Annotated in this window: 20 protein-coding genes; 7 read left to right on the forward strand and 13 right to left on the reverse strand. The window is 77.0% G+C overall.

Annotated features, from left to right (window positions below):
• Position 1: 1 nt before the first annotated feature.
• Both OF117_RS03005 and OF117_RS03010 read right to left on the reverse strand, forming a co-directional pair.
• Positions 2-523: a hypothetical protein gene (locus OF117_RS03005; RefSeq protein ID WP_263551302.1), complete on the reverse strand. Its 522-nt coding sequence runs from the start codon at positions 521-523 to the stop codon at positions 2-4.
• A gap of 91 nt (positions 524-614) precedes the next feature.
• Positions 615-1631, reverse strand: a complete 1017-nt coding sequence (locus OF117_RS03010) for a TAXI family TRAP transporter solute-binding subunit (protein ID WP_263551303.1) — start codon at positions 1629-1631, stop codon at positions 615-617.
• Between the two features lie 197 nt (positions 1632-1828).
• Between OF117_RS03010 and OF117_RS03015 the strand changes: the two genes are divergently transcribed.
• The 3 genes from OF117_RS03015 (at position 1829) to OF117_RS03025 (ending at position 4961) form a co-directional block, all read left to right on the forward strand.
• Positions 1829-2659 carry a GntR family transcriptional regulator gene (locus OF117_RS03015; protein ID WP_263551304.1) on the forward strand — a complete coding sequence of 277 codons (831 nt, stop codon included), beginning with the start codon at positions 1829-1831 and terminating at the stop codon, positions 2657-2659.
• A 192-nt stretch (positions 2660-2851) separates the two neighbouring features.
• Positions 2852-3613, forward strand: coding sequence for an SDR family NAD(P)-dependent oxidoreductase (locus OF117_RS03020; protein WP_263551305.1), 762 nt, complete (start codon positions 2852-2854; stop codon positions 3611-3613).
• A gap of 64 nt (positions 3614-3677) precedes the next feature.
• Positions 3678-4961, forward strand: coding sequence for an MFS transporter (locus OF117_RS03025; RefSeq protein ID WP_263551306.1), 1284 nt, complete (start codon positions 3678-3680; stop codon positions 4959-4961).
• 24 nt (positions 4962-4985) lie between these two features.
• On the opposite strand, the gene OF117_RS03030 is transcribed toward OF117_RS03025, so the two are convergent.
• Positions 4986-6221 carry a CaiB/BaiF CoA transferase family protein gene (locus tag OF117_RS03030; RefSeq protein ID WP_263551307.1) on the reverse strand — a complete coding sequence of 412 codons (1236 nt, stop codon included), beginning with the start codon at positions 6219-6221 and terminating at the stop codon, positions 4986-4988.
• Between the two features lie 191 nt (positions 6222-6412).
• Between OF117_RS03030 and OF117_RS03035 the strand changes: the two genes are divergently transcribed.
• Both OF117_RS03035 and OF117_RS03040 read left to right on the forward strand, forming a co-directional pair.
• Positions 6413-6877, forward strand: a complete 465-nt coding sequence (locus OF117_RS03035) for a DUF222 domain-containing protein (protein ID WP_263551308.1) — start codon at positions 6413-6415, stop codon at positions 6875-6877.
• A gap of 306 nt (positions 6878-7183) precedes the next feature.
• Positions 7184-7591, forward strand: coding sequence for an HNH endonuclease (locus tag OF117_RS03040; protein WP_263551309.1), 408 nt, complete (start codon positions 7184-7186; stop codon positions 7589-7591).
• A 51-nt stretch (positions 7592-7642) separates the two neighbouring features.
• On the opposite strand, the gene OF117_RS03045 is transcribed toward OF117_RS03040, so the two are convergent.
• The 7 genes from OF117_RS03045 to OF117_RS03075 form a co-directional block, all read right to left on the reverse strand.
• A complete protein-coding gene (locus OF117_RS03045; RefSeq protein WP_263551310.1) occupies positions 7643-8692 on the reverse strand; it encodes an acyl-CoA dehydrogenase family protein in 1050 nt (349 codons plus the stop codon).
• A gap of 73 nt (positions 8693-8765) precedes the next feature.
• The gene (locus OF117_RS03050; protein WP_263551311.1) at positions 8766-9935 is read right to left on the reverse strand and encodes an acyl-CoA dehydrogenase family protein; all 1170 of its coding nucleotides are present in this window, start codon (positions 9933-9935) and stop codon (positions 8766-8768) included.
• A gap of 114 nt (positions 9936-10049) precedes the next feature.
• The gene (locus OF117_RS03055) at positions 10050-10406 is read right to left on the reverse strand and encodes a hypothetical protein (protein WP_263551312.1); all 357 of its coding nucleotides are present in this window, start codon (positions 10404-10406) and stop codon (positions 10050-10052) included.
• Between the two features lie 117 nt (positions 10407-10523).
• Positions 10524-12767: a SpoIIE family protein phosphatase gene (locus OF117_RS03060; protein ID WP_263551313.1), complete on the reverse strand. Its 2244-nt coding sequence runs from the start codon at positions 12765-12767 to the stop codon at positions 10524-10526.
• Positions 12764-13561 carry an alpha/beta fold hydrolase gene (locus OF117_RS03065; RefSeq protein WP_263551314.1) on the reverse strand — a complete coding sequence of 266 codons (798 nt, stop codon included), beginning with the start codon at positions 13559-13561 and terminating at the stop codon, positions 12764-12766. The genes OF117_RS03060 and OF117_RS03065 overlap by 4 nt, the downstream gene beginning before the upstream one ends.
• 122 nt (positions 13562-13683) lie before the next feature.
• Positions 13684-13911, reverse strand: coding sequence for a hypothetical protein (locus OF117_RS03070; RefSeq protein ID WP_263551315.1), 228 nt, complete (start codon positions 13909-13911; stop codon positions 13684-13686).
• A gap of 179 nt (positions 13912-14090) precedes the next feature.
• Positions 14091-14744, reverse strand: coding sequence for a hypothetical protein (locus OF117_RS03075; RefSeq protein WP_263551316.1), 654 nt, complete (start codon positions 14742-14744; stop codon positions 14091-14093).
• Positions 14745-14922: 178 nt separating this feature from the next.
• Here OF117_RS03075 and OF117_RS03080 point away from each other — a divergent pair, with 178 nt between their 5' ends.
• Complete coding sequence (locus OF117_RS03080; protein ID WP_263551317.1) at positions 14923-15765, forward strand: DUF1206 domain-containing protein; 843 nt, start codon at positions 14923-14925, stop codon at positions 15763-15765.
• A 66-nt stretch (positions 15766-15831) separates the two neighbouring features.
• Here the strand turns inward: OF117_RS03080 and OF117_RS03085 are convergent, their stop codons facing one another.
• Both OF117_RS03085 and OF117_RS03090 read right to left on the reverse strand, forming a co-directional pair.
• Positions 15832-17046 (reverse strand): acetyl-CoA C-acetyltransferase, encoded by a 1215-nt coding sequence (locus OF117_RS03085; protein WP_263551318.1) that lies wholly within the window; start codon positions 17044-17046, stop codon positions 15832-15834.
• A gap of 77 nt (positions 17047-17123) precedes the next feature.
• Entirely contained in the window at positions 17124-17492 is a 369-nt protein-coding gene (locus tag OF117_RS03090) for an STAS domain-containing protein (protein ID WP_263551319.1), read from the reverse strand.
• A 226-nt stretch (positions 17493-17718) separates the two neighbouring features.
• Between OF117_RS03090 and OF117_RS03095 the strand changes: the two genes are divergently transcribed.
• A complete protein-coding gene (locus OF117_RS03095; RefSeq protein WP_263551320.1) occupies positions 17719-18027 on the forward strand; it encodes a hypothetical protein in 309 nt (102 codons plus the stop codon).
• A gap of 45 nt (positions 18028-18072) precedes the next feature.
• Here the strand turns inward: OF117_RS03095 and OF117_RS03100 are convergent, their stop codons facing one another.
• Positions 18073-21135: a sacsin N-terminal ATP-binding-like domain-containing protein gene (locus tag OF117_RS03100; protein WP_263551321.1), complete on the reverse strand. Its 3063-nt coding sequence runs from the start codon at positions 21133-21135 to the stop codon at positions 18073-18075.
• Positions 21136-21225 lie beyond the last annotated feature (90 nt).

The following is a 21225-nucleotide window of genomic DNA, read 5'->3' on the forward strand; positions in this document are numbered from 1 at the left end:
TCTACTCCTCGATCTCCAGTAGCACGGTCGGGTCCTCGCCGGTCACCAGCCGCCAGATCGGGACGGGATCGGCACCCGGGACGTACAGCGTCCGTTCGCCCAGGTCGGTCGCGGCGATGTTGAGGACGTCGAAGACGGCGGGCCGGGCCGGGTCGGGCTCGGCCACGTGGTCGAGCCGGTCACCGGGTCGGGCCGGGCGGGGCGGCCCGGGGACGGCGTAGTACTCCTCGAGCACCGCGACCTGCTCGGCGGCGATCTCGACGAGCGCGAAGCGGCCGTCGCGCAGCACGCGGTACCGCTCCTCGGCGAGCGTGCCGTAGATGCTGTTGCGGTAGCCGACGGCGAACCGGTCGCCGTCGAGGGGGACGCGGGCGACCAGCCCGCCGTCCGGGGTGCGCACGGTGACGGCCGGCCCGCCGGCCCCGGCTCCGCCGGCCGTGACCAGCGCCCCCGCCGCGACCAGCAGGGCGAGCAGCAGCGCGACCACCGCGGCCGGACGGGCGCCCCGGCGACGCCGGGGCACAGCCGTGCTGCCGGGGCCGGACGACGGTCCGGCACCCGGCAGCACGGCGGTGTCCAGGGTCAGGCCCCCGGTCCGGCGGCCGCCGCGCGGCTCAGCCGACCTCGTCGAAGTAGGTCTGGGCTCCCGGGCAGGTCTCGATGAAGCCGATCTCGCCCGCCGTGGTGGCGTCGAGCTCCTCGGCCGCCGGGTGCACGGTGATGAGCTGCTCCTGGTTCTCGAAGATCGTCCGCGTGATGGCCTCCTGCAGGGCCTCGTCCATGTCGCTGCGCACGACGAGGATGTTGGGCGAGACGACGTTCGGCACGGCCTCGTCGACGCCCTCGTAGGTGCCGGCGGGGATGTCGGCCTCGAAGTAGTACTCCCCGTACTCGGCCGCCAGGTCCTCGGCGTACTGGCCGGTCGGGAGCAGGACCAGCTCGTTGGTGCTGGCCAGGTCGACGATCGCCCCGGTGGGCAGGCCGCCGGACCAGGCGCCGGCGTCGATCGTGCCGTCCTGCAGCGCGGCGACGGTCTCGGCGACACCCAGCTGCGCCCGCTCGATGTCGGCCTGCGGGTCCAGCCCGGCCGCCTGCATGATCCGGTCGGCCGTGACCTCGGACGCCGAGCCGACCGCACCCGGCGACACGCGCTTGCCGCGCAGGTCCTCGATCGAGGTGATGCCGGTCTCGGCGGTCGTGAAGAAGTGCACGAAGTTGTTGTAGAGGTTGCCGAGCGCGCAGATCTCCAGGGGCTCGGTGAACGTGTTCTGCCCGGCCGCGGCGTCCGCGACGACGTCACCCAGGCCCAGGGCGAGCTGCGCCTGGCCCGACTGCAGCAGCTGCATGTTGTCGACGGAGGCGTTCGTCTCCTGGACGGTCACCGTGAGACCGGGGACCTGCGCGGAGAGCACGTTCGCGATGCCGCCGCCGTAGGGGTAGTACACGCCGCCGGTGCCGCCGGTGGCGAAGGTCAGGCTCTCGTTGAACTCCTGGGTGTCGCCGCCGCCGGCGGCCTCGCCGCCACCGCCTTCGTCACCACCGCACGCCGTGAGGGCGAGGCTGGCCGCGATGCCCGCGGCGAGCACCAGTCGGGACCGCCGCCGTGCGGCGGCGCGGGGCAGAGAGGTCATCGTCGGCCTTCCTGTGCGTTGCTCGGAGAGTGCCGCCCGACCCGGGACGCGGGCGCCAGGCAGGCGCCGGACGGCTCACGTCGCCGGCCGGCGGCCGGTTGGTGTCCCGAGTGAAGCAGCTCACACGAGGATCTGTCTATTGTTTACGATGTTGTGACCTGGGGCGCCGGCTCCGGGAGTCTACGGAGGTGGCGGCCGTGGTCGATCCTTCCCCCATCCACGCCGTTCCGCTGCGCGAGCACGTGTACGAGCGCCTGCAGGAGATGTTGATCGCCCGTGTCCTGCCGCCCGGTGGCCACCTCGTGGAGGAGCGCCTGGCCGGCCAGCTGGGGGTCAGCCGCGGTCCGGTGCGCGAGGCGCTGCAGCGCCTGCACCGCGACGGGTGGGTGACCCTCCGGCCGCGCTACGGCGCCTTCGTCAACCAGCCCACGCCCGACCAGGTCACCGAGTTCTTCGAGGCCCGCGAGCTGCTGGAGAGCTGGGCGGCCTCGCTGGCCGCGCAGCGCTGCACGGACGGCGACGGCGCGGCCCTGCTGCGCATCTGCGACGAGGCCGACGAGGGCCTGCGCACCGGCCGGGCGGCCGGGGAGATGGCCGCGCTGACCGCGCGGTTCCACACCACGGTGCTCGAGATCGCCCGCAACCACATCCTGCTGGAGTTCGGTCGCCAGCTCTCCCACCGCAGCCGCTGGTTCTTCGCCCCGCTGGTGAGCTCGCTGGCCCCGCGCGCCTGGGAGGAGCACCGCGCGGTGGCCGAGCTGATCGGTTCGGGCCGGGCGGACGAGGCGGCGGCGGCCATGCGCACCCACATCAGCGAGTCCCGCGACGCCTACCTGGAGACCCAGCCGGTGGCGCCCGACGGCGGGGCGGACGCCGCGGTGCCGGCCGCCGCGGTGCCGGCCGCCGCGGTGCCGGCCGCCGCGGTGCCGGACGCCGCGGTGCCGCACGCCGCGGTGCCGGACGCTGCGCCCGTCGGCGCGGGGCGGCCCGCCGGCGACGCGCTCCCGTCCCGGGCGGCACCGACCTGAGCGGCACCCCCGTCCGCGAGCGGACCCTCGCGGACGGGACCATCGCGCCCGGGACCGTCCCGGTCGAGACCCACCACGAACGGGACCACCGCGAACGGGACCACCGCGAACGGGACCATCGCGAACGGGACCATCCCGGGCGACACCCATGCCGTGCCGCCGCCCGGCGGCACGGCCCGAGAGAGGAGAACCGTGGAGAGCGATTCGGTGGTGCTGGTGACCGGCGCGTCCAGCGGGATCGGACAGGCCTGCGTCGATGCGTTCCTGCGCGAGGGCGCGCGGGTGATCGCTGCGGCCCGGCGCGGCGACCGCCTGGAGCACATGCGTGAGGGCCGCGAGGACCGCGTGCTGCCGCTGACGATGGACGTGCGCCACCGGGCGGAGGTCACCGCCGCGCTCGACGGCCTCCCCGACGACTGGTCGACGATCGACGTCCTGGTGAACAACGCCGGCCTGGCCGCCGGCCGGGGGCCGGTGCACACCGACGACCCCGACGACTGGGACCGGATGCTCGACACCAACGTGCGCGGACTGCTCAACGTGTCGTCCTGGGTGCTGCCGCGGATGGTGGAGCGGGGGTCCGGTCACGTCATCAACATCGGGTCGAACGCCGGCCGCGAGGTCTACCCGGGCGGCACGGTCTACTGCGCGTCCAAGGCCGCCGTGGAGCGGATCACCCGCGGCATGCGCATGGATGTCCTCGGCAGCGGCGTCCGGATCAGCCAGGTCGACCCGGGCATGGTGCAGACCGAGTTCTCCACGGTGCGCTTCCACGGCGACGAGGCCGCGGCGGCCAAGGTGTACGAGGGGCTGACACCGCTGAAGGCCGAGGACATCGCCGACGTCGTCACCTGGGTCGCCTCGCGGCCGCCGCACGTCGTCGTCGCCGACGTCCTGGTCTACCCGCTGGACCAGGCCGGGTCGGGCAAGTTCGCCCCGCGGCGGGCGGGGTGAGCGCGCGCTGAGCGCGCCGGGCACGGCAACCCGGCCGCGGCGCCGGGACTTCCCCGGCTGGCGGATGGTGTGGACGGTCTCGGCGACCGAGACCGTCGCCTACGGCGTGCTCTTCTACAGCTTCGCGGTGTTCCTCGTGCCGATGCGCGCCGAGCTCGGCGCGAGCACGGCGGAGCTGTCCGGCGCGCTCACCCTGTCGATGGCGCTGACCGGTGTCGCCGCCGTCGGCGCGGGCCGGTGGCTGGACCGGCACGGACCGCGCGGGCTCATGACCGCGGGCAGCCTGCTGGCCGCCGCCTCCGTCGTCGGCTGGTCGCAGGCGCGCGACCTGCCGCAGCTCTACCTGGCCTTCGCCGGCATCGGCATCGCCGGTGCGGCCGTGCTGTACGAGCCCGCCTACGCGCTCATCAACACCTGGTTCCGGCGCGACCGCCCGGCCGCGCTGGCCACCCTGACCGTGGTCGCCGGTTTCGCCTCGACGATCTTCCTGCCGACGTCGCAGGCGCTCGTCGACGCGCTCGGCTGGCGGAGCGCGCTGCTCGTGCTGGCCGGGCTGGTCGCGCTGTGCGCGCTACCGCACGCACTGGTGCTGCGTCGGGCGCCGGCCGACCTGGGGCTGGCCCCGGACGGCGGCGCGGCGCGGCCCGCCGGGGCGGCGCTGTCCGCCGGCGCCTCGCCGTCTGCCGGCGCCTTCCCGGCTCCGGGTCCGGAGCCGGAGCCGGAGCGGGGATCGGGGACGGCGGCGGCCGCGCCGGGAGCCGCCTGGCGTCGGCCCGCCGTCCGCCGGCTGACGCTGGCCGCGTCCATCGAGATGGTCGCGATCATGGCGGTGGCGGTGCACCTGGTCGCCTTCCTCCGCGGCAACGGCGCGGGCGCGACCGTCGCCGCCGTGGCCACCGGTGCGCTGGGCGCGCTGTCGGTGGCCGGCCGGCTGGTGCTGACCGGGCTCGGCCGCCGGGTGGGCATGGCGCGGCTGACCGCGGCGCTGGTCGCCGGGCAGGCGGTCGGCGTCCTCCTGCTGCTGGTCCTGCCGCGGCCGGTGGGCATCCCGGCGTTCGTGCTGCTGTTCGGCCTGGGCTTCGGCGTCATGCACATCGCCCGGCCGGCGCTGCTCGGCAGCTACGTGCCGACCGCCGTCTTCGGCCGCGTGTCGGGCGCCCAGACGCTGGCGACCCAGGCGGGCCGGGTCGTCGCCCCGGTGTCGGCCGGCCTGCTGATCGGCGCGGCGGGCTACGAGGTCACCTTCGCCGCGGTCGGGGCGTGCGCGCTGGCCGCGGCCGCGCTCGTGGTGGCCGCCGAACGGGCGCACGCCGCCGAGCGGTCGCGCGCGGCCGTGCCGCGGACCTGACCGCCGCCACGTCCGCGCCCGGCGTCAGGCCGGCGGGCCGGCCTCGGTCTCCCCCGCCGGGTGGTGCGGCTTGCCGGTGGCCTCGGCGATGCGGGCCTCGTCGAGGCCCAGCGCGCCGAGCACCTCCGCGGTGTGCGCGCCGAGCGGCGGCGCGCCGGGCAGAACCGGCGCCCCGCTGCGGGCGAAGGTCCAGGGCAGCCGGGCCTGCACGAGCGGGCCCTCGGTCGGGTGGTCGACCTGCTCGAACAGCCCGACGGCGGCGAGGTGCTCGTCGGCGAAGAGGTCCTCGACGGTGTTGACCGGCATGGCTGGGATGGCGTGCTCGTCGAAGGCGGTCTGCCAGTGGGCGGTCGGCTTCTCCGCCAGCTTCTCGTCGACGAGCCGGTACAGCTCGTCGATGCGCTCGGTGCGGCCCCGGATGGTCGCCAGTTGCGGATCGGCGGCCAGGTCGCGCCGGTCGACCAGCGTGAAGAAGCTGCGCCACTGCGCATCGGTGTAGATGAGCACCGCGATGGTGCCGTCGGCGGTGCGGTAGGGGCGGCGGTAGGGGGATGCCGTCCGCGCGTACCCGGTGCCGCCGGTGCGCCCGGCGTAGACCCGGGCGCCCTGCTGCTCCATGAGCAGGAAGGTGGCCATCGACTCGAACATGGGGACCTCGACGGCCTGGCCGCGGCCGGACACCGAGCGCTCGTGCAGCGCGGCGAGGATCGCGGCCAGCGCCATCACGCCGACGGTCTTGTCGACCATCTGGGTGCGCACGTACTGCGGGTCGCCGTCCGCCCCGCCCTGGACGGCGGCCAGCCCCGACACCCCCTGCACGACGTCGTCGTAGGCCGGCCGGTCGCGGTACGGCCCCGCGGCGCCGTAGCCGACGGCCGAGCAGTGCACGATCCGCGGGTTGCGGGCCAGCACGGTGCCCGCGTCGATGCGCAGCTTGGCCGCCGCCCGTGGGCGCATGTTGTGCAGCAGCACGTCGGCGCGGTCGACCAGCAGGTCGAACGCCTCGCGGCCGGCATCGGTGGTCAGGTCGAGCACGACCGACCGCTTGCCCCGGTTGAAGTTGAGGAACGTCGGACCCAGGCCGGAGTGCCGCTCGTCGGCGACGTACCGGATGATGTCGCCCTCCGGCGGCTCGACCTTGACGACCCTGGCGCCCATCTGGGCCAGCAGCTCGCCGCAGTACGGGCCGAGGAACGTCGAGGTCACGTCGAGCACGGTGAGGTCGGCCAGCGGCCCGGCGGCCGCCGAGGGGTCGCTCACCGCCCGTCCGCGGAGGTCATCGGCGCTCGCACGGGGCTCACCGTAGCGACAGCCGGCCGTGGGCCAGGTCCGGCCGTCGGCGGTTGACCGGCGTTGACCACGACTCCCGACCTGTGAGCCCACCGGGGCCACCGGGGGTCCGCCGCACCGGAACGCCGAGAAGTGTCGTACCTCGTACGTGCGTTCGGCCCGTGGAGCGGATCGGTGGTCGGCGGTCGGTGGAGGGGCTGCTGCTCGACTGGTCGATCGCCCGGCCCCGGCCCGGCCGCCGGCTGCCCGTGGGTCTGCCGAGCCGCGAGCAGAAGGCCGCCGAGCTGCAGCGGGTGCAGGCGGAGAAGGCCTCGATCGCCGCCTACGAGGCCGAACTGGTGCTCGGCCTGGCCGACGACGCCCCCGACACCCTCGACCCGCCGCCCGACCACCCCGGCGCCCGGCGCGGCTCCCGGGCGCCGGACGCCGAGCTGCCCGGGGTCAGCGAGTTCTTCGTGCCCGAGCTGGCCGTGGTGCTCGGCTGCGGCCGGGGCACCGCCGCCCACCTCGCGCACCGGGCCCGGGCCTACCGGGAGAACCTGCCGGCCACGTGGGCCGCGCTGGCCGCCGGCGACCTGGACGAGCCGCGGGCCAGGGTCCTCGCCCCTCGCACCTGGAGGGCATGAGCACGCTGGCCGCCGAGCTGCCCACCCCGGTGTCGGCCGAGTGCCTGGACACCGTCGACCAGCTCGCCGCCATGCTCAGGGCCGACGGCGACCCCCGCCCGATCGGCGCGCTGCGGGCCGTGGTGCTGGCCGACCTGATCCGCCGGCCGTGGAACACCCGGCTGCCCGCGGGCCACCACCACCCCCGAGCAGCTCGAGCAGCGGGCCCGGCGCGGCTGCCCCGCCCACCCCGACCGCGACTGCGGCTGCCCGCTGCTGGACCGCCCGGCGGCGACCGCGGCCTACGCGCCCACCGCCGCCCAGTGCGTGTTCATCGACGCGCGCGACCGCGCCTGCCGGTGCCCGAACTGCGGGCAGCGGGCCGGCTGGGCCGACCACGACCACGTCGTCCCGCACGCGGTCGGCGGCCGGACGACCTGCGAGAGCCTGTGCTGCCGGTGCCGCAGCCACCACCGGCTCAAGACGCTGGCCCGCGGCTGGCGGTTAGTCCTGGACGACGACGGCACCCTGCACGTGACCACCCCCTCGGGCATCACCCGCACCACCCGCCCACCCGGCCTCCGGCCACCGGTACCCGAACCACCCGGAACACCACCCGCGACCGGGACACCGGTGCCCCAGCCACCGGTGCCCGAGCCACCGGTGACCGAGCCGCCGGGGACACCACCCGCGACCGGGACACCGCACCCGGACGACGACCCGCCGCCCTTCTGACCACCGGCGCAGGTCGGCTCGTCGCCATGCCCGACGACCGACAGGGCACCGTCACACCGCGCGGGTCAGGGCTCCCCAGAGGTCGTCGCCGCTCCGGGCCACCAGCCCGGCGCCGAGCACCCGTGCCCAGTGCAGCTCGCTGCCGGCCTCGTCGCGCCAGGACCACAGGCGCCTGGTGAGGTGGTGCAGCCGGTACTCCTGGGTGAAGCCGATCGCACCGTGCACCTGGTGCCCCAGCCCGGCGACCACCTCCACCGCGGCGCCGGCCCGAACCTTCGCGGCCGCGGCGGCGATCGTCAGGTCGCCGCCGTGCTCCAGCACCTGGACGGCGGCGTCGGTCAGCGCGGCCGCCGCGGTGACCTCGCCGGCCATCTGCGCCAGCTCGACCTGCACCGCCTGGAACCTGCCCAGCGGGCGGCCGAACTGCTGCCGCTCACCGGCGTACTGCACCGTCCAGGCCAGCACCTGCTCGGCCGCGGCGGACAGCTGCACGGCCCGGGCGAGCGCGTGGCGGGCACGCAGCTCCTCCGCCTGCTCGAAGGTCAGCTCGGCGGCGTCGGCTGGTGTCCCGTCGAACACGACCGAGCCACGCGGCTCGCCGGCGAGGTTGCGCGCGTCGCTGGCGTCGAGCCCGTCGGCCGCGACGCGGGCGAGCACGGGTCCCGACGGGCCCGCCGCCAGCACGGCGAGGTGCGCGGCGACGCCCGACCAGGGGATGTCGGTGGCGGTGCCGGTGAGCGACCAGCCACCGTCGGACCGCTCGGCGGTGACCGCCCCCGCGGCCGCGACCGAGAGCGGCTCCTCCGGGGAGGGCAGGTCCAGCCCGGCGGCGAGCAGCGCCGGCCCGGCCACCAGGATCTGCTCGGCCACCGGCACCGCCGCCGCGCCCGCGGCGAGGGTGCGCACGACGGCCACGGCGTCGGCCGGCTCGCCCCCCGAGCCGCCGGCCTCCTCGGGCAGCCCGACACCGGTGAGCCCCGCCTCGGCCAGGTCGCGCCACAGCCCGTCGTCCCACGGGCGCTCCGGTGACAGCACGAACGGCTCGTGCCCGGCGAGGATGTCGCGGACGGTCTCGACGACGAGGTCCTGGTCGGAGGCCATCAGCGCTCCACCTCCTGCTCGACTCCGGCCTCGTTCCGCTCCTCGGTCGCCGGCGCTCCCGGCTCGGCCGTCGTCATCGCAGCCCCAGCCCGCGGGCCACGATCCCCTTGAGGATCTCGTTCGTGCCGCCGCGCAGCGTGTAGCCGGGCGCGTGCAGCTGCGCCTCGGCCATCGCCCGGCCCAGCGGATCGGGCGACTCCAGCGACGGCACCACCTCGAGCACCGCACGGATCTCGTCGACGACGTCCTGCTCGAACGTCGTCCCGACGTCCTTGACCAGCGCCGCGGGGATGTCGGGCAGCTCGCCGCGGTCCAGGGCGGCGGCGATGCGCAGCGACAGCTGGCGCAACGCGAGCAGCCGGGCCGACAGCCGGCCGAGGGCGGCCAGCTGGGCCGGGTCGCCGGTCTCCGCGGCGCGCCGCCCGAACTCGGCCAGCAGCGGGTAGGTGGACAGGAAGCGCTCCGGTCCGGAGCGCTCGAACGCCAGCTCCGCGGTCACCTGGTGCCAGCCGGCGCCCTCCTCCCCCAGCAGCATGTCACCGGGGACGACGGCGTCGTCGAAGACCACCTCGTTGAAGTGGTGCCCGCCGTCGAGGATGCGGATCGGGTTGATCGAGATGCCCGGCAGCGACAGGTCGACCAGCAGCTGGGTGAGGCCCTGGTGCTTGCCGCGGGGGCCCTCCCCCGGCGGGCCGGTGCGCACCAGCACGATGCCGTAGTGGCTGTGGTGGGCGTTCGACGTCCAGACCTTGGCACCGTTGACCACCCAGTCGCCGGCGCCGTTGCGGGCCGCGCGGGTCCGGATGCTGGCGAGGTCGGACCCGGAGTCCGGCTCGCTCATGCCGATGACGAAGTAGCACTCGCCCGCCGCGATGCGCGGCAGGATCTCCTTGCGCTGCTCCTCGGTCCCGTAGCGCAGCAGGTTGGGGCCCGACTGCCGGTCGGCGATCCAGTGCGCGGCGACCGGGGCGCCGGCGGCCAGCAGCTCCTCGGTGACGGCGTAGCGTTCCATCGCCGTCCGCTCGTGCCCGCCGTACTCCTTCGGCCAGGTCATGCCGAGCCACCCGCGGGCGCCCAGCTTGCGGCTGAACGCGGGATCGACACCGGACAACCAGGTGTCGACGTGCGTCGTGAAGGTGCCGGCCTCCCGCTCCGCGGCGAGGAACTCGCGCACCTCCTGCCGGACGCGTTCCGCGGCGTCGGACCGCGGCGGTGGCGCCAGCGTCAACGAGGTGCTGCTCATGGTCGGCGACTCCCCACGTCGGTGTGGTCCTGCCCGTCCCGTTCTACACGGGGACGGCGACCCCCCGCCGCCCGGAAGCCGGTCGGTCCTCCGTGGCCGCAGCCGGACCGCCGGTCAATCCTCCGGGACCGCGGCCTGTCCCTCGCCGTCCCGGGGCTCGCGCGGGCGGACCAGCTCGCGCAGTTCGCCGGCGACGTCGCCGGCCGCCACGGTCAGCGAGCTGAGCGCGCCGCTGACCAGCCGGCGCACGCCGGCGCCGTCGAGGCCGAGGACGGAGCCGAGGCCGGCGGCGACGTCGAGCCCGGCGAGCGGTCCGGGGAGCACCGTGCCCGGGCCCCGCTCGGCCAGCTCCGGTGACCAGCGCATCGCGTCGCCGGACACCGACCAGTCACCGGTCGAGCCGTCGATCGCGTCGGCCACCGGATCGGGGACGGCCGCGCCGGCGGCCGCCGACCGGGGCGCCTCGTCCATGCCCGCCTCCTGCCGTGGGGGACACGCCCATCGTCACCCCTGGGCGGTCCGGGTGGGAACCGACGGGGCTCCCGATCCGCGCGCAGTGACGCTGCTGGGGGCCCCGCTCGCGCTGGGTCACCGCCGCTCGGCGCGGGTCAGGGCCAGCAGCGCGATGTCGTCGGCGCGGTGGTCGCCCGCCAGGTCGGCGAGCAGCCGGTCGCACAGCCGGTCGGGGTCGTCGCCGGCCTCGGCCGCGACCGCCAGGACCCGGTCCAGGCCGGCGTCGATGTCGGTCGTGCGGCTCTCCACGAGACCGTCGGTGAACAGCAGCAGCGTGGCCCCCGGGACCAGCTCGGCCGCCCACTCGACGGCCGGCGACGGCGGCGCGCCGAGCATGGGCGCGGGCGGCACGGGCAGCAGCTCGGACCGGCCGCCGGCGATCAGCACCGGCGGCGGGTGTCCGGCCGAGGCCAGGCGCAGGCACCCCGACTGCAGGTCGAGGGTGGCGAACAGCGCCGTGGCCATGCGCTGCAGACCCAGGAACGGCCACCCCTTCTGCAACCGGTCGACGACGGCCGCCGGCTCGGGGCGCTCGGCGAGCATGGCCCGGTAGACGCTGCGCAGCTGCCCCATCGTCGCCGCGGCGGTGATGTCGTGGCCCACGACGTCGCCGACCGCCAGCGCCACGGTCGACCCGGGCACCACCGCCACGTCGTAGAAGTCGCCGCCGACGTCGACCCCGTGGCTGGCCGCGACGTAGCGCACCGCCACCGACAGCCCGGGCACCGACGGCGGTGCCGGCGGCAGCAGGAAGGCCTGCAGCGTGTGCGACGTGACCGCCTCGAACTCGTACCGCTGCGCCTTGTCCAGCACCTGCGCCACCTGCAGCGCGAGCTGTTCGGCCACCTCGACGTCGGCCGGGGTGAACGGTCCGCGCCGGGAGTCGTTCCCGAGCGTGATCGCGCCCAGCACCCGCCCGCCCACGCGCAGGGGCACGCTGACGAGGCTGACCAGCTCGAGCCGGCGGGCGACCTCGGCGTGCCGCGGGCCGGTGGTGATGCGCGTGAGCGCGGCCTCGTCGAGCCGGCGCACCCAGTGGGTGCGGCCGTCGGCCAGCGCCCGCGAGGCGGGGTGCACCGGATGCCGGCCGGGCAGGTGCGCCTCGCGCAGCTCGTCCAGGAGCGCCTGCCGGTCCGGATCGGCGTGGCGGGCGGCCGGCCGGGTCGGGCCGGAGTCGCCGACGAGGTCGACGACCGCCGCCGTGGCCAGCCGCCGGACGGTCAGGTCGGCCAGCCGCTGCACGGTCTCCGTCACGCTGGAGGCCTCGGCCATCAGCCGGGCCGCCTCCAGCAGGAGCGCCGACCGCTGGGCCTGGCGCGCCGTCTCCTCGTGCAACCGGGCGCGCTCGAGCGCCTGGCCGGCCTGCCGCCCCAGCGTTGCCAGCAGCTCCAGGTCGGCGTCCGTCCGCACCGGTTCCGCGCCGGGCTCGGTCGGGTCGATCAGGCCCTCGTCGGGGGCGCCGAGCGCGATCACCAGCACCCCGAGGTAGTGGCTGTCGGCCGACACGGGGACGACGACGAGCCCGGTGAGCGCGGCCTCCTGCATCGCGGCCGCCATGGCCGGCCGCCGGCTGCGCAGCCCCTCGTCGAGCGGGACCGGTCGCACACCCTCGGCGAGCGTGAGCACCAGCCGGCCGCGCGCCGCCGCCTCCAGCTCGGCCAGGAGGTCCGCCGCCAACCCGCTCGACCGGGCGACGCCCAGCGTCGGCTCGTCGCCGTCCGTCCCGCCCAGCAGCACCAGCGCGGCGCCGCGCGCCCGGAGGGCCGCCCGGCCGCGCTCGACCACCACGGCGGCGACGTCGTCGACCGTGACGGCGGCCGCCAGGGCCGAGACGAGCTCGTGCAGCGTCCGGGCGCGGTGCTCGAGCCGCTCGGCCTTCCGCCGGGCGGAGAGCAGCTGCTCCTCGTACCGCCGCCGGTCCGCGGCTTCGAACAGGGTCGCCCGCACGAGCAGCGGCTGCCCCTCGTCGTCGCGCACCTCGACCGCGTTGAGCAGGCAGGGCAGGACCGAGCCGTCGGTCCGGAGGACGTCCACGGCGATCTCCCGGACGGCGCCGCGCATCCGCAGCAGCGGCGCGACGTTGGTCTCGTGGAAGACCCGGCTGCCCACGGCGAACAGGTCGGTCAGCCGGGCGCCCACCACGTCGGCGGCGACCCGCCCGGTCCAGGCGCACAGCGTCCGGTTCACCTTGACGACGCGGCCGTCGGGGGTGGCGGAGACGTAACCGACGGGTGCGTCCTCGTAGACGTCGGCGGGGTCCTCGTCGAGCGACCGGTGACCGCGCTCGGATTCGTCGAGCGGGCGGTGGGTCCCGGTCATCGGCCGAGGAAGGCGCGGATGGCGGCGGTCGTCTCCTCCGGCGCGCTCAGCTGCGGGCAGTGACCGGTCGCGCGCAGCTGGACGAAGGAGCTGTCCGGCACGTGCGCGTGCACGTACCGGCCGACGGGCACCGGCGCGATGACGTCCTCGCTGCACTGCAGCACGAGGGTGGGTACGGCGACGCGCGGCAGATCGGCGCGGTTGTCGGACAGGAAGGTCACCCGGGCCAGGTGGCCGACGACGTCCGGGTCGGACCGGCAGAACAGCTCGGCCAGCTCGCCGGCCAGCTCGGGCCGGTCGGGGTTGGCCATGATGACCGGCGCCATCGCCGCCGCCCAGCCGACGTGGTTGGCCGCCTGGGCGGCCAGCAGGTCGGCGATGTCGGCCCGGCTGAACCCGCCGACGTAGTCGCCCTCGTCGACGTACCGCGGGCTCGGGCCGACCATGACCAGCGCACCGAAGAGCTCCGGCGCCTCCTGGACGGCCAGCGCGCCGATCATCGCGCTCACCGAGTGGCCCACCAGGACGGCATCGCGCAGGTCGAGCTCCCGGCACACCTCGACGACGTCGGCCGCCCAGCCGGCGAGCGAGCCGTGCCGGTCGGGGTCGTAGGCGGACCGGTCGGCGCCGCCGTGCCCGGCGAGGTCGAGCAGCACGACCCGGTAGTCGGCGGCGAGGTCCGGCAGGACGAGCCGCCACATCGACTGGTCGCAGCCCAGCCCGTGCACGAGGACGAGCGGCCGGCCGTCGGGCGCCCCGGCGACCCGCACGTTGTGGCGTGCGAGGACGCTCATGCGCCGAACCTACGGGACGGCGACGGCGGATCAAGCCCTCCGCTCGCACGGACCGGACGCCCCGGTCGAGCGGACGCGGCTGCCGCCGGACGGTGCCACCGGCGGCGTCCCAGGAGGGGCCGTCAGTAGCGGGAGGTGCCGCAGTCGGCGCAGCGCTTGCGGGGCGCCCGCGTCTCACCCCGGCAGTTCGGGCAGCTCCACGTCTCGGCCTCCGGCACGGACGCCCGCACACCGGCGCGGCCGCGGTCCAGCGCCGAGGCCCGCCCGGTCCCCGACGTCGGCCCGCCGGCCGCCGTCCGTGCCGGCCCGGGCGCCGGGTCGCTCCCGGGCACGCTCGTGGTGGTGACCATGATCCCTCCGTCCTGGGCTCGCGGGACCTCGTCGTCCTCCGTCGCACCCGACGGTAGGCAGCGGTCGTGACGCGCCGGTGTCGCGGAGTTTGCGTCGGCGTGGCCGGTCGTCCCGGGCGCACCAGTGGCACCGCGCCCGGTGCCGTCCTCCGATCCGGCGCGGGGCCGAGCCGGAGGGCTCAGCCGCAGCCGCCGGCGCCGCACGCGCAGCCGGCGCAACCGGCGGGGCGCGCCGGCTCGGGCCCGGCGGCGACGGCCCGGAGGTTCACCGCGGCCAGCAGGACCGGGACGGCGAGCACGGCCACGGCCAGCGCGGTGACCACCGTCGCGACGCCGGCGGCCCGGTCCCAGCCCTGGAGGGTCCCCGTGGCGACGAGCGCGCCGGTGACCAGCACCGACCACACGAGCAGGGCCAGGCCGCCGCGCCGGGGCGTGCCCCGGCGGGTGAGCAGCCCGAGCGCCGCGCCGAGCAGCAGCACCGGGACGGCGACCAGCAGCACCCGACCGGCCAGCGCCGAGGGCACCAGGGCGACGGCGACCGCGGCGGCGCCGACGACCAGCACGACCCCGCCCAGCGACCCGGCCGAGCCGGCCAGGTCGGGGACGTCGCCCAGCGAGCCGGACCGGGCGCCGCGCACCAGCAGTGCGCCGCGGACGGCGAGGAACAGGCCGACCGCGCCGAGCAGCAGCCGCGCACCGCCGCCGTCCCAGACGACCGCGGTGCCCGCGACGGCGAGCATCGCCAGGCCCAGCGCCAGCCACCGCGGCCAGGTGCGCCGGGCCACGGCGGGGGTCGTCTGCGCGGTCAGGATGCCGGAGGGGGCGGTCGTCACGGCTGCCAGTGTCCCCCACCGGCCGGCGGGCCGGACGCGCCCGTCCGGGCTCCGGTCGCCCGGTGGCCCGCCCCGCCGCCCGCCTCCTCCGCTGGTCACCGACGCGGATCGACCGGCGGGCCGTCCGGGGCTGTGCCACGCTCAGGTGTTCCCCCACCGCGGTCGGAAGGAGCGGGTCATGAACGCGCGCAGGACCGCGGGGTCGGCGGCCGGGCAGGCCGCGCACAGCGACGCGCTGGAGCACCTGGCCCGCGTGGGCCTGATCGCCTACGGCGTGGTGCACCTGCTCGTCGCGTGGCTGGCGCTGCAGCTGGCGTGGGGCGGCGGAGGGGGCGAACCGGCCGACCAGTCCGGCGCCCTGGCCACGCTCGCGGAGACCCCGGTCGGCGGCCCGCTGCTGTGGGTGGTCGGGCTGGGCCTGGTGGCGCTGGCCGCGTGGCAGGCCGCCGAGGTCGCCCGCTGGCGGCACGGCTGGTCGGCGTCCGGGGAGGACCGCAAGAAGGCCCTGTGGAAGTCGGGCAAGGCGCTGGCCAAGGCGGTGGTCTACGGCGCGCTCGGCGTCCTCGCGCTGCGCTTCGCGACCGGCGGCGGGCAGTCCAGCGGCGGGCAGCAGCAGCAGACGGCCGCGGGCGTGCTCGGCTGGCCGGGCGGGCAGTGGATCGTCGGCGCCGCCGGGCTGGTCGTCATCGGCATCGGCGTCCACCACGTCCACAAGGGCCTGTCCAAGGGCTTCCTGAAGGAGATCGACACGTCCAGGTCCGACGCGCGGGCCCGGCGGTTGGTCACCCGCGTCGGCCAGGTCGGGTACCCGGGCAAGGGCGTCGCCCTGCTGCTGGTCGGCGGCCTGGTCGTCTGGGCCGCGGTCACCTACGACCCGCAGAAGGCCGGCGGCCTGGACGCCGCGCTGCGCACCCTCCAGCAGGCCCCGTTCGGCTGGGCGCTGCTCACCCTCGTCGCGATCGGCATCGCCGCGTTCGGCGTCTTCTGCTTTGCCCGGGCCCGCTACCCGGAGCGGCGGTGAGCCGCCGGGGCGGGCATCAGGTCCTCCCCACGACCCGACTCCGCGCCCCGGTCCGCTCCGCGCTCGTCAGGTGACCCGCTCGAAGACCGCGGCCAGCCCCTGACCCCCGCCGATGCACATGGTCTCCAGGCCGTAGCGGGCGCCGCGGCGGTCCATCTCGCGCAGCAGCGTGGCCAGGATGCGCCCGCCGGTGGCGCCGACGGGGTGGCCGAGGGAGATGCCCGACCCGTTGACGTTGGTACGTGCGAAGTCGGACTCGGTGAACCCCCACTCGCGGGTCACGGCGAGCACCTGGCTGGCGAAGGCCTCGTTCAGCTCGATCAGGTCGACGTCGGCGAGCTTGAGATCGGCGGCGGCCAGGGCCTTGGCGGTGGCCGGCACCGGGCCGATGCCCATCGTCGCCGGCGGCACGCCACCGATGCCCCACGACACCAGCCGGGCGAGCGGGCGGAGGCCGAGCTCGGCGGCCCGGTCCGGGTGCGTGACAACGCAGATCGCGGCCCCGTCGTTCTGGCCGCTGGCGTTGCCGGCGGTGACGGTGGCCTCCGGGTCGTCGCGGCCCAGGATCGGCCGCAGCCTCGCCAGCGTCTCGACGGACGAGTCGGCACGGATGTGCTCGTCGCGGTCGACGACCGTGTCGCCCTTCCGGCCGGGAACGGTCACCGGCACGAGCTCCTCGGCGAAGCGGCCGGCGTCGGTGGCCGCGGCGGCCCGTTGGTGGCTGCGGACGGCGTACTCGTCCTGCTCCTCGCGGCCGATCCGGTACTCGCGGCGCAGGTTCTCGGCGGTCTCCAGCATGCCGCCGGGCACCGGGTGGTTCTTCCCGCCGGCGGTCACGCGGCCGCGGGCCAGCCCGTCGTGCAGCAGGACGCCGGGGCCGGCCTTCACGCCCCAGCGCATGGCGGTCGAGTAGAACGGCGCGTTGCTCATCGACTCGGCGCCGCCGGCGAGGACGACGTCCGACGCCCCCGAGGAGACCTGCATCGCCGCGTACAGCACCGCCTGCAGGCCCGAGCCGCAGCGCCGGTCGATCTGGATGCCGGTCGCGGTCACCGGCAGCCCGGCGTCGAGGGCGGCGACGCGCCCGATCGCCGGCGCATCCATCGTCGGGTAGCAGTGGCCGAGGACGACGTCGTCGACCGACTCCGGCGGCAGTCCGGTGCGCTCGAGCAGCGCCCGGATCACGGTGCTGGCGAGGTCGACGGCCGGCACGTCGCGCAGCGACCCGCCGAAGCCGCCCACCGGTGTCCGCAACGGTTCGCAGATGACGGCATCGCGCACGGGAACCCCCTGGTCGACCGGCAGTGTGTGCCCAGTCTGCCCCCGCGGCCGGGGGCCGCGGGAAGGGGGTCGGTCGGTCAGGCGGCGCTGCCGGTGCCCGGCTCCACCTGGACGACGCCGAGGAGCTCCCACAGCCCGGTGATCTGCAGCGGCCGGATCACCGCGCGCGAGGAGGCCAGCACGCGCAGCCGGACGTCGTCGCGCGCGGCCCGACGGTGCGCCGCGGCCAGCGCGGAGAGGCCCGCGGAGTCGAGGAAGGTCACCAGGTCGAGGTCGACGGTCACCTCGCGGGCGCCACCGTCGAGCACGGTGTCGAGGTGGCGACGCAGCAGCGGGGCCGAGGAGGAGTCGATCTCCCCCATGGCGGTGACCCGGACCTGCGCCGCGGATCCGGAGACGGTCACGGAGACGAGGTCGCTGGTGGGGTCGATGGAGGTTGCGGTCACGGGTGCACCTCTCAGTAGTGGTGCCTGCCGGTCGGGGCCGACGGTGGACCTCGGACGCTCGAGGCACCAGCCCGAGCGAGGCGGCTCGTGTGTTCAACCGCATCCCGGACCCTAGGGTCGGAAGCCCCTGTTTGGCAAGGGAGCGCAAGATAGTTGTGCCCCACCAGTCACAGGTGCTTCGCGGCGGCTCGCGGCGGCTCGCATCCCGGCGCGGATACTGCTAGGCGTGCCGACCGCTCCCGCCTCCCGCAGGACGACCGTGCTCGTCGTCGCCGCGTGCGCGGCCGGCGCGGTCCTCGCGTTCCTGCTGCTCGACCCCGTGCTCGCCGCGGCCCTGACCATCGGCGGCACGACGCTGGCCCTGGTCGCCCTGCTGGCCCGCGACTGGGACCGGCACCCCGACTTCGAGCAACGCGAGCTCGCCCGCGCCCGCCGCCGGGCGGTGAAGCGCGAGCGCACCACGGAGGCCCGGGCCCGCGACCGCGCCCGGTGGGAGGCGTACCAGGCGAAGAAGGCCGGCCGCCGCCCGGGGTGACCGCCGTCCGCGTGCCCGGCCGTCGTGCCCCGCACCGGACGGTGATCACCCCCGGGAACCGCCACCGAGGCTGTCGTCGGCAGCCAGCTCGTCGGCCCGTTCGGGGCAGGCGAACGCTTCGGCGAGCGCCTGGCGCCTCCCCCACGCCCCGCACCGCCAGGCCAGCGCCCGGCCCAGCGCCGCCGGGCTGCCGTCGACGTGGTCGACGCCGTCCTCCGGCCACCAGGCCACCGCGCGGCCGCCCACGGTCAGCCGCTCGTGCACCGCGACGCCACCACCGAGCGCACCGCCGCCCTGCGCACTCCTGCCCCGCGCACCCCCGCCGGGCGCCCCGTCGTCCAGGGCGGGGCGGCCGAGCCGGGCGGCGGCCAGGCCAGCACCGGGCAGCGCGCTCCACGCCAGCCGCCGCGCCGGGCTGCTCGTCACCGACGCGCGCACCACCTCCGAGGCCAGCGGCAGGTCGAGCAGGTCGGCCACCGGTCCAGGGGCGCCGCCGGAGGGCACGAGCGGCGCATCGACCAGTGGCTGCAACCACGGTGCGTCGAGCACGACGGCGTCGCCGACCACCCGGTCGGGGCCGACCCGGACCCGCGCGGGCGGGTCGACCGCGACCCCGTCCAGCGCCGCGGCCAGCCGGGCGTGCACCTCGCGCAGCACGTCGGGACGCACCGTGCGGGCGGGGTCGCCGAGCCGCCGCAGCAGGTCCAGCGCGCCGTCCACGTCGCCCAGCACGTCGGCCACCGAGGCCGGCGGCGCGAGCAGCTCCAGCAGGTCGGGCGGCAGGTCGGCCGGCTCGTACAGTCCCTGCAACTCGGCGCCGTCGGGGTGCCGGAGGCGGTCGGGCCGCCGTCCCGCGAGCACCGGGCGGGTCCGCAGCCACCAGCGCAGGTACGACGGCGCCGTGACCGGCCCGAGCCGGACGTCGTCCCGGGTCACCGGCGGCAGCGCCGCCAGCAGCGGCAGCGCGGCCGCCCAGTCGGTGACCAGCTCCAGGTCGCGGACGGCGGTCACCTCCGGCCACGCCGGCGCAGGTTCCCCCGGCGGCAGCCGGTCGAGGACGGCGTCGACCCACTCCTCGACGGCGTCGACGTCGAGGTCGTCCGGGTCCTCGGCGCGGACGACGGCGAAGGTGTCGAGCACGCCGACCGCCCGCAGCACCGCCGGGTCGGCGCCGGCGGCGACGTCCGGGTCGAGCGTGCCCAGCGCGTCCCCGGCGACCGCGCCGGCCAGCGGGGAGCCGGGCAGCACCAGCTCCCCCGCCGGCGCCCAGCCGCCGTCGGCGTCGGGCAGCGCGAGCTCGGCCAGCCAGGGCAGCTCGCCGGGGCGGACGCCGGCCGCCGCCACAAGCGCCAGCACGGCCCCGGCCAGCTCCTCGGGGTCCTCGCCGTCGACCTCGTCGAGGGCGTCGAGCGAGCCCTCGACCGCGGCCCGCACCGCCGGGTCGGCGAGCACCCCCGCCGCGGTGGCGGGCTGCGCGCCCAGGCGCTCGAGCACCCGCCGCGCCGCGGGCGACCCGGCGGCCCCGGGCGCGGCCAGCCGCAGCCGCAGCGGTCCGAGCCGGTCGACCGGCAGCGCGGGATCGGGCAGCAGCACGCCCGCCGGGGCGTGCGCGGTGCGCCCGTCGGCCAGCGGCACCGGGAGCGCGGCCAGCTCGTCGCGGTCGGCGCCGTCCAGCGCGGCGTACAGCCGAGCCCACCACGCCGGCGGGCGGGCGACGCCGCGCACCGCCTCCACCACGTCGGCCAGGCGGAGCCGCCGCACGCCGAGGGCGGCCAGGGCGGGCAGACCGGACGGCGCCGACCAGCCGGCCGGCAGCAGACCGGGCAGCACGTCGGCCAGCGCCGCGACCCGCTCGTCGGTGGCGTCGTCGAGCGCCGCCGCCCGCTCCGGACGCAGCCGGTGGCCGTCCCGCTCGCCGGGCAGCCACGCCGTGCCGCGCAGCCGGTCGAGCACCGCCGTCCCCAGCGCGGCGTCGAGCTCGGCGCCGGCCAGGCCGACCCGGGGCACCAGCGCGAGCACCCCCGGATCGGCCGGCAGCGCCGTGAGCAGGTCGGCGTAGGCGTCCGCGGCCGCCGCGACCAGCGCGTCGGTGACCGGGCCGGGCAGCACGTGCCGCCGGTCGGGGCCGAGCGGGAAGGGCGCGATCAGCCGCACGGGCAGCGACAGCGGCTCGTCGCTCGGCGTGGGGGCGTGCACGAGCTGGCGCAGCGGCAGCGGTCGAGGGCGGCCGTCGTCGTCCAGCGGCACGGCGCAGGTGACCGTCCAGCCGCGGCGGGCGCGTTCCTCGACCGGCCGGTCGGCCAGCAGCGCGGGGTCCAGCTCGCCGGTGCGCCGCACCACCTGCCAGCGCGTCGTCGTCGCGCCGTCGGTGATCCCCGCGACCGCGGCCGCGCCCGGCCCGCCGGCGGGCGCCGGGGCGTCCACCGACAGGGTGCGGACGGCGCCGTCGCGGACCACCTCGACCGCGCCGAGCCCGGGCAGCGCGAGCAGCAGCTCGGCCGGCAGCTCGTCGAGCGCCGCGACCACCGCGGACCGGGAGCCCGAGCGCAGCGGCAGCACCACCTCGGTCGCGAAACCCTCCGGCGGGGCGCCGTCCGCGGGCCACGGCAGCCGCAGCACCGGCACCGCCCCGTCCCGGCGGGCCAGCTCGTCGGCCAGCGACGGCACCACCGCCACCTCCGCCCGCGTGCCCGCGGCGCTGAACCGGACCCCGCCCGAGGTGGAGATCAGCGCCGGCTCGTCGCTGACCGCGAGCACCGCGGCGAAGCCGACCCCGAACCGGCCGACGCCGCCGGGCTCGTCGCGCTTGGCCGAGGCCCGCAGCGTGGCCAGCGCCTGCACGCCGTCGGCGTCCAGCGGGGCTCCGGTGTTGGCCGCCCGCAGCACCTCGCCGGCCAGCTCGAGCCGCAGCCGCCCGGGCGTGCCCGCGCGCAGCGCGGCGTCGGCCGCGTTCTGCGCCAGTTCCACCAGCAACCGGTCGCGGTAGCCACCGCGGACCAGGTCCTCCTCGGCGTTGGCGTCCTCGCGGAAGCGGGCCGGCGAGGCGGCCCACGCGGCCAGCACGCGGGCGCGGATCGCCGCGGTGTCGAAGGGGTCGGCGGCGGTCACGCGCGCCAGCATGGCAGCGCGGACGACGGCGTCCGCGGAGGGCGGGCGGACCACCGGCGGGCGGATCGGCGGGGTCCGGCTCGGCCCGCC

Origin of the sequence: Geodermatophilus sp. YIM 151500 (assembly GCF_025716945.1) — a bacterium.
Taxonomy (GTDB): Bacteria; Actinomycetota; Actinomycetes; order Mycobacteriales; family Geodermatophilaceae; genus YIM-151500.

Excerpts from the sequence above, each read along its gene's own strand:
- OF117_RS03080 (WP_263551317.1), top strand. The coding sequence starts at position 14,923 with ATGAACGCGCGCAGGACCGCGGGGTCGGCGGCCGGGCAGGCCGCGCAC.
- OF117_RS03010 (WP_263551303.1), bottom strand. The coding sequence starts at position 1,631 with ATGACCTCTCTGCCCCGCGCCGCCGCACGGCGGCGGTCCCGACTGGTG.
- OF117_RS03025 (WP_263551306.1), top strand. The coding sequence starts at position 3,678 with ATGGTGTGGACGGTCTCGGCGACCGAGACCGTCGCCTACGGCGTGCTC.
- OF117_RS03060 (WP_263551313.1), bottom strand. The coding sequence starts at position 12,767 with ATGACCGGGACCCACCGCCCGCTCGACGAATCCGAGCGCGGTCACCGG.
- OF117_RS03070 (WP_263551315.1), bottom strand. The coding sequence starts at position 13,911 with ATGGTCACCACCACGAGCGTGCCCGGGAGCGACCCGGCGCCCGGGCCG.
- OF117_RS03045 (WP_263551310.1), bottom strand. The coding sequence starts at position 8,692 with ATGGCCTCCGACCAGGACCTCGTCGTCGAGACCGTCCGCGACATCCTC.
- OF117_RS03055 (WP_263551312.1), bottom strand. The coding sequence starts at position 10,406 with ATGGACGAGGCGCCCCGGTCGGCGGCCGCCGGCGCGGCCGTCCCCGAT.
- OF117_RS03065 (WP_263551314.1), bottom strand. The coding sequence starts at position 13,561 with ATGAGCGTCCTCGCACGCCACAACGTGCGGGTCGCCGGGGCGCCCGAC.
- OF117_RS03050 (WP_263551311.1), bottom strand. The coding sequence starts at position 9,935 with ATGAGCAGCACCTCGTTGACGCTGGCGCCACCGCCGCGGTCCGACGCC.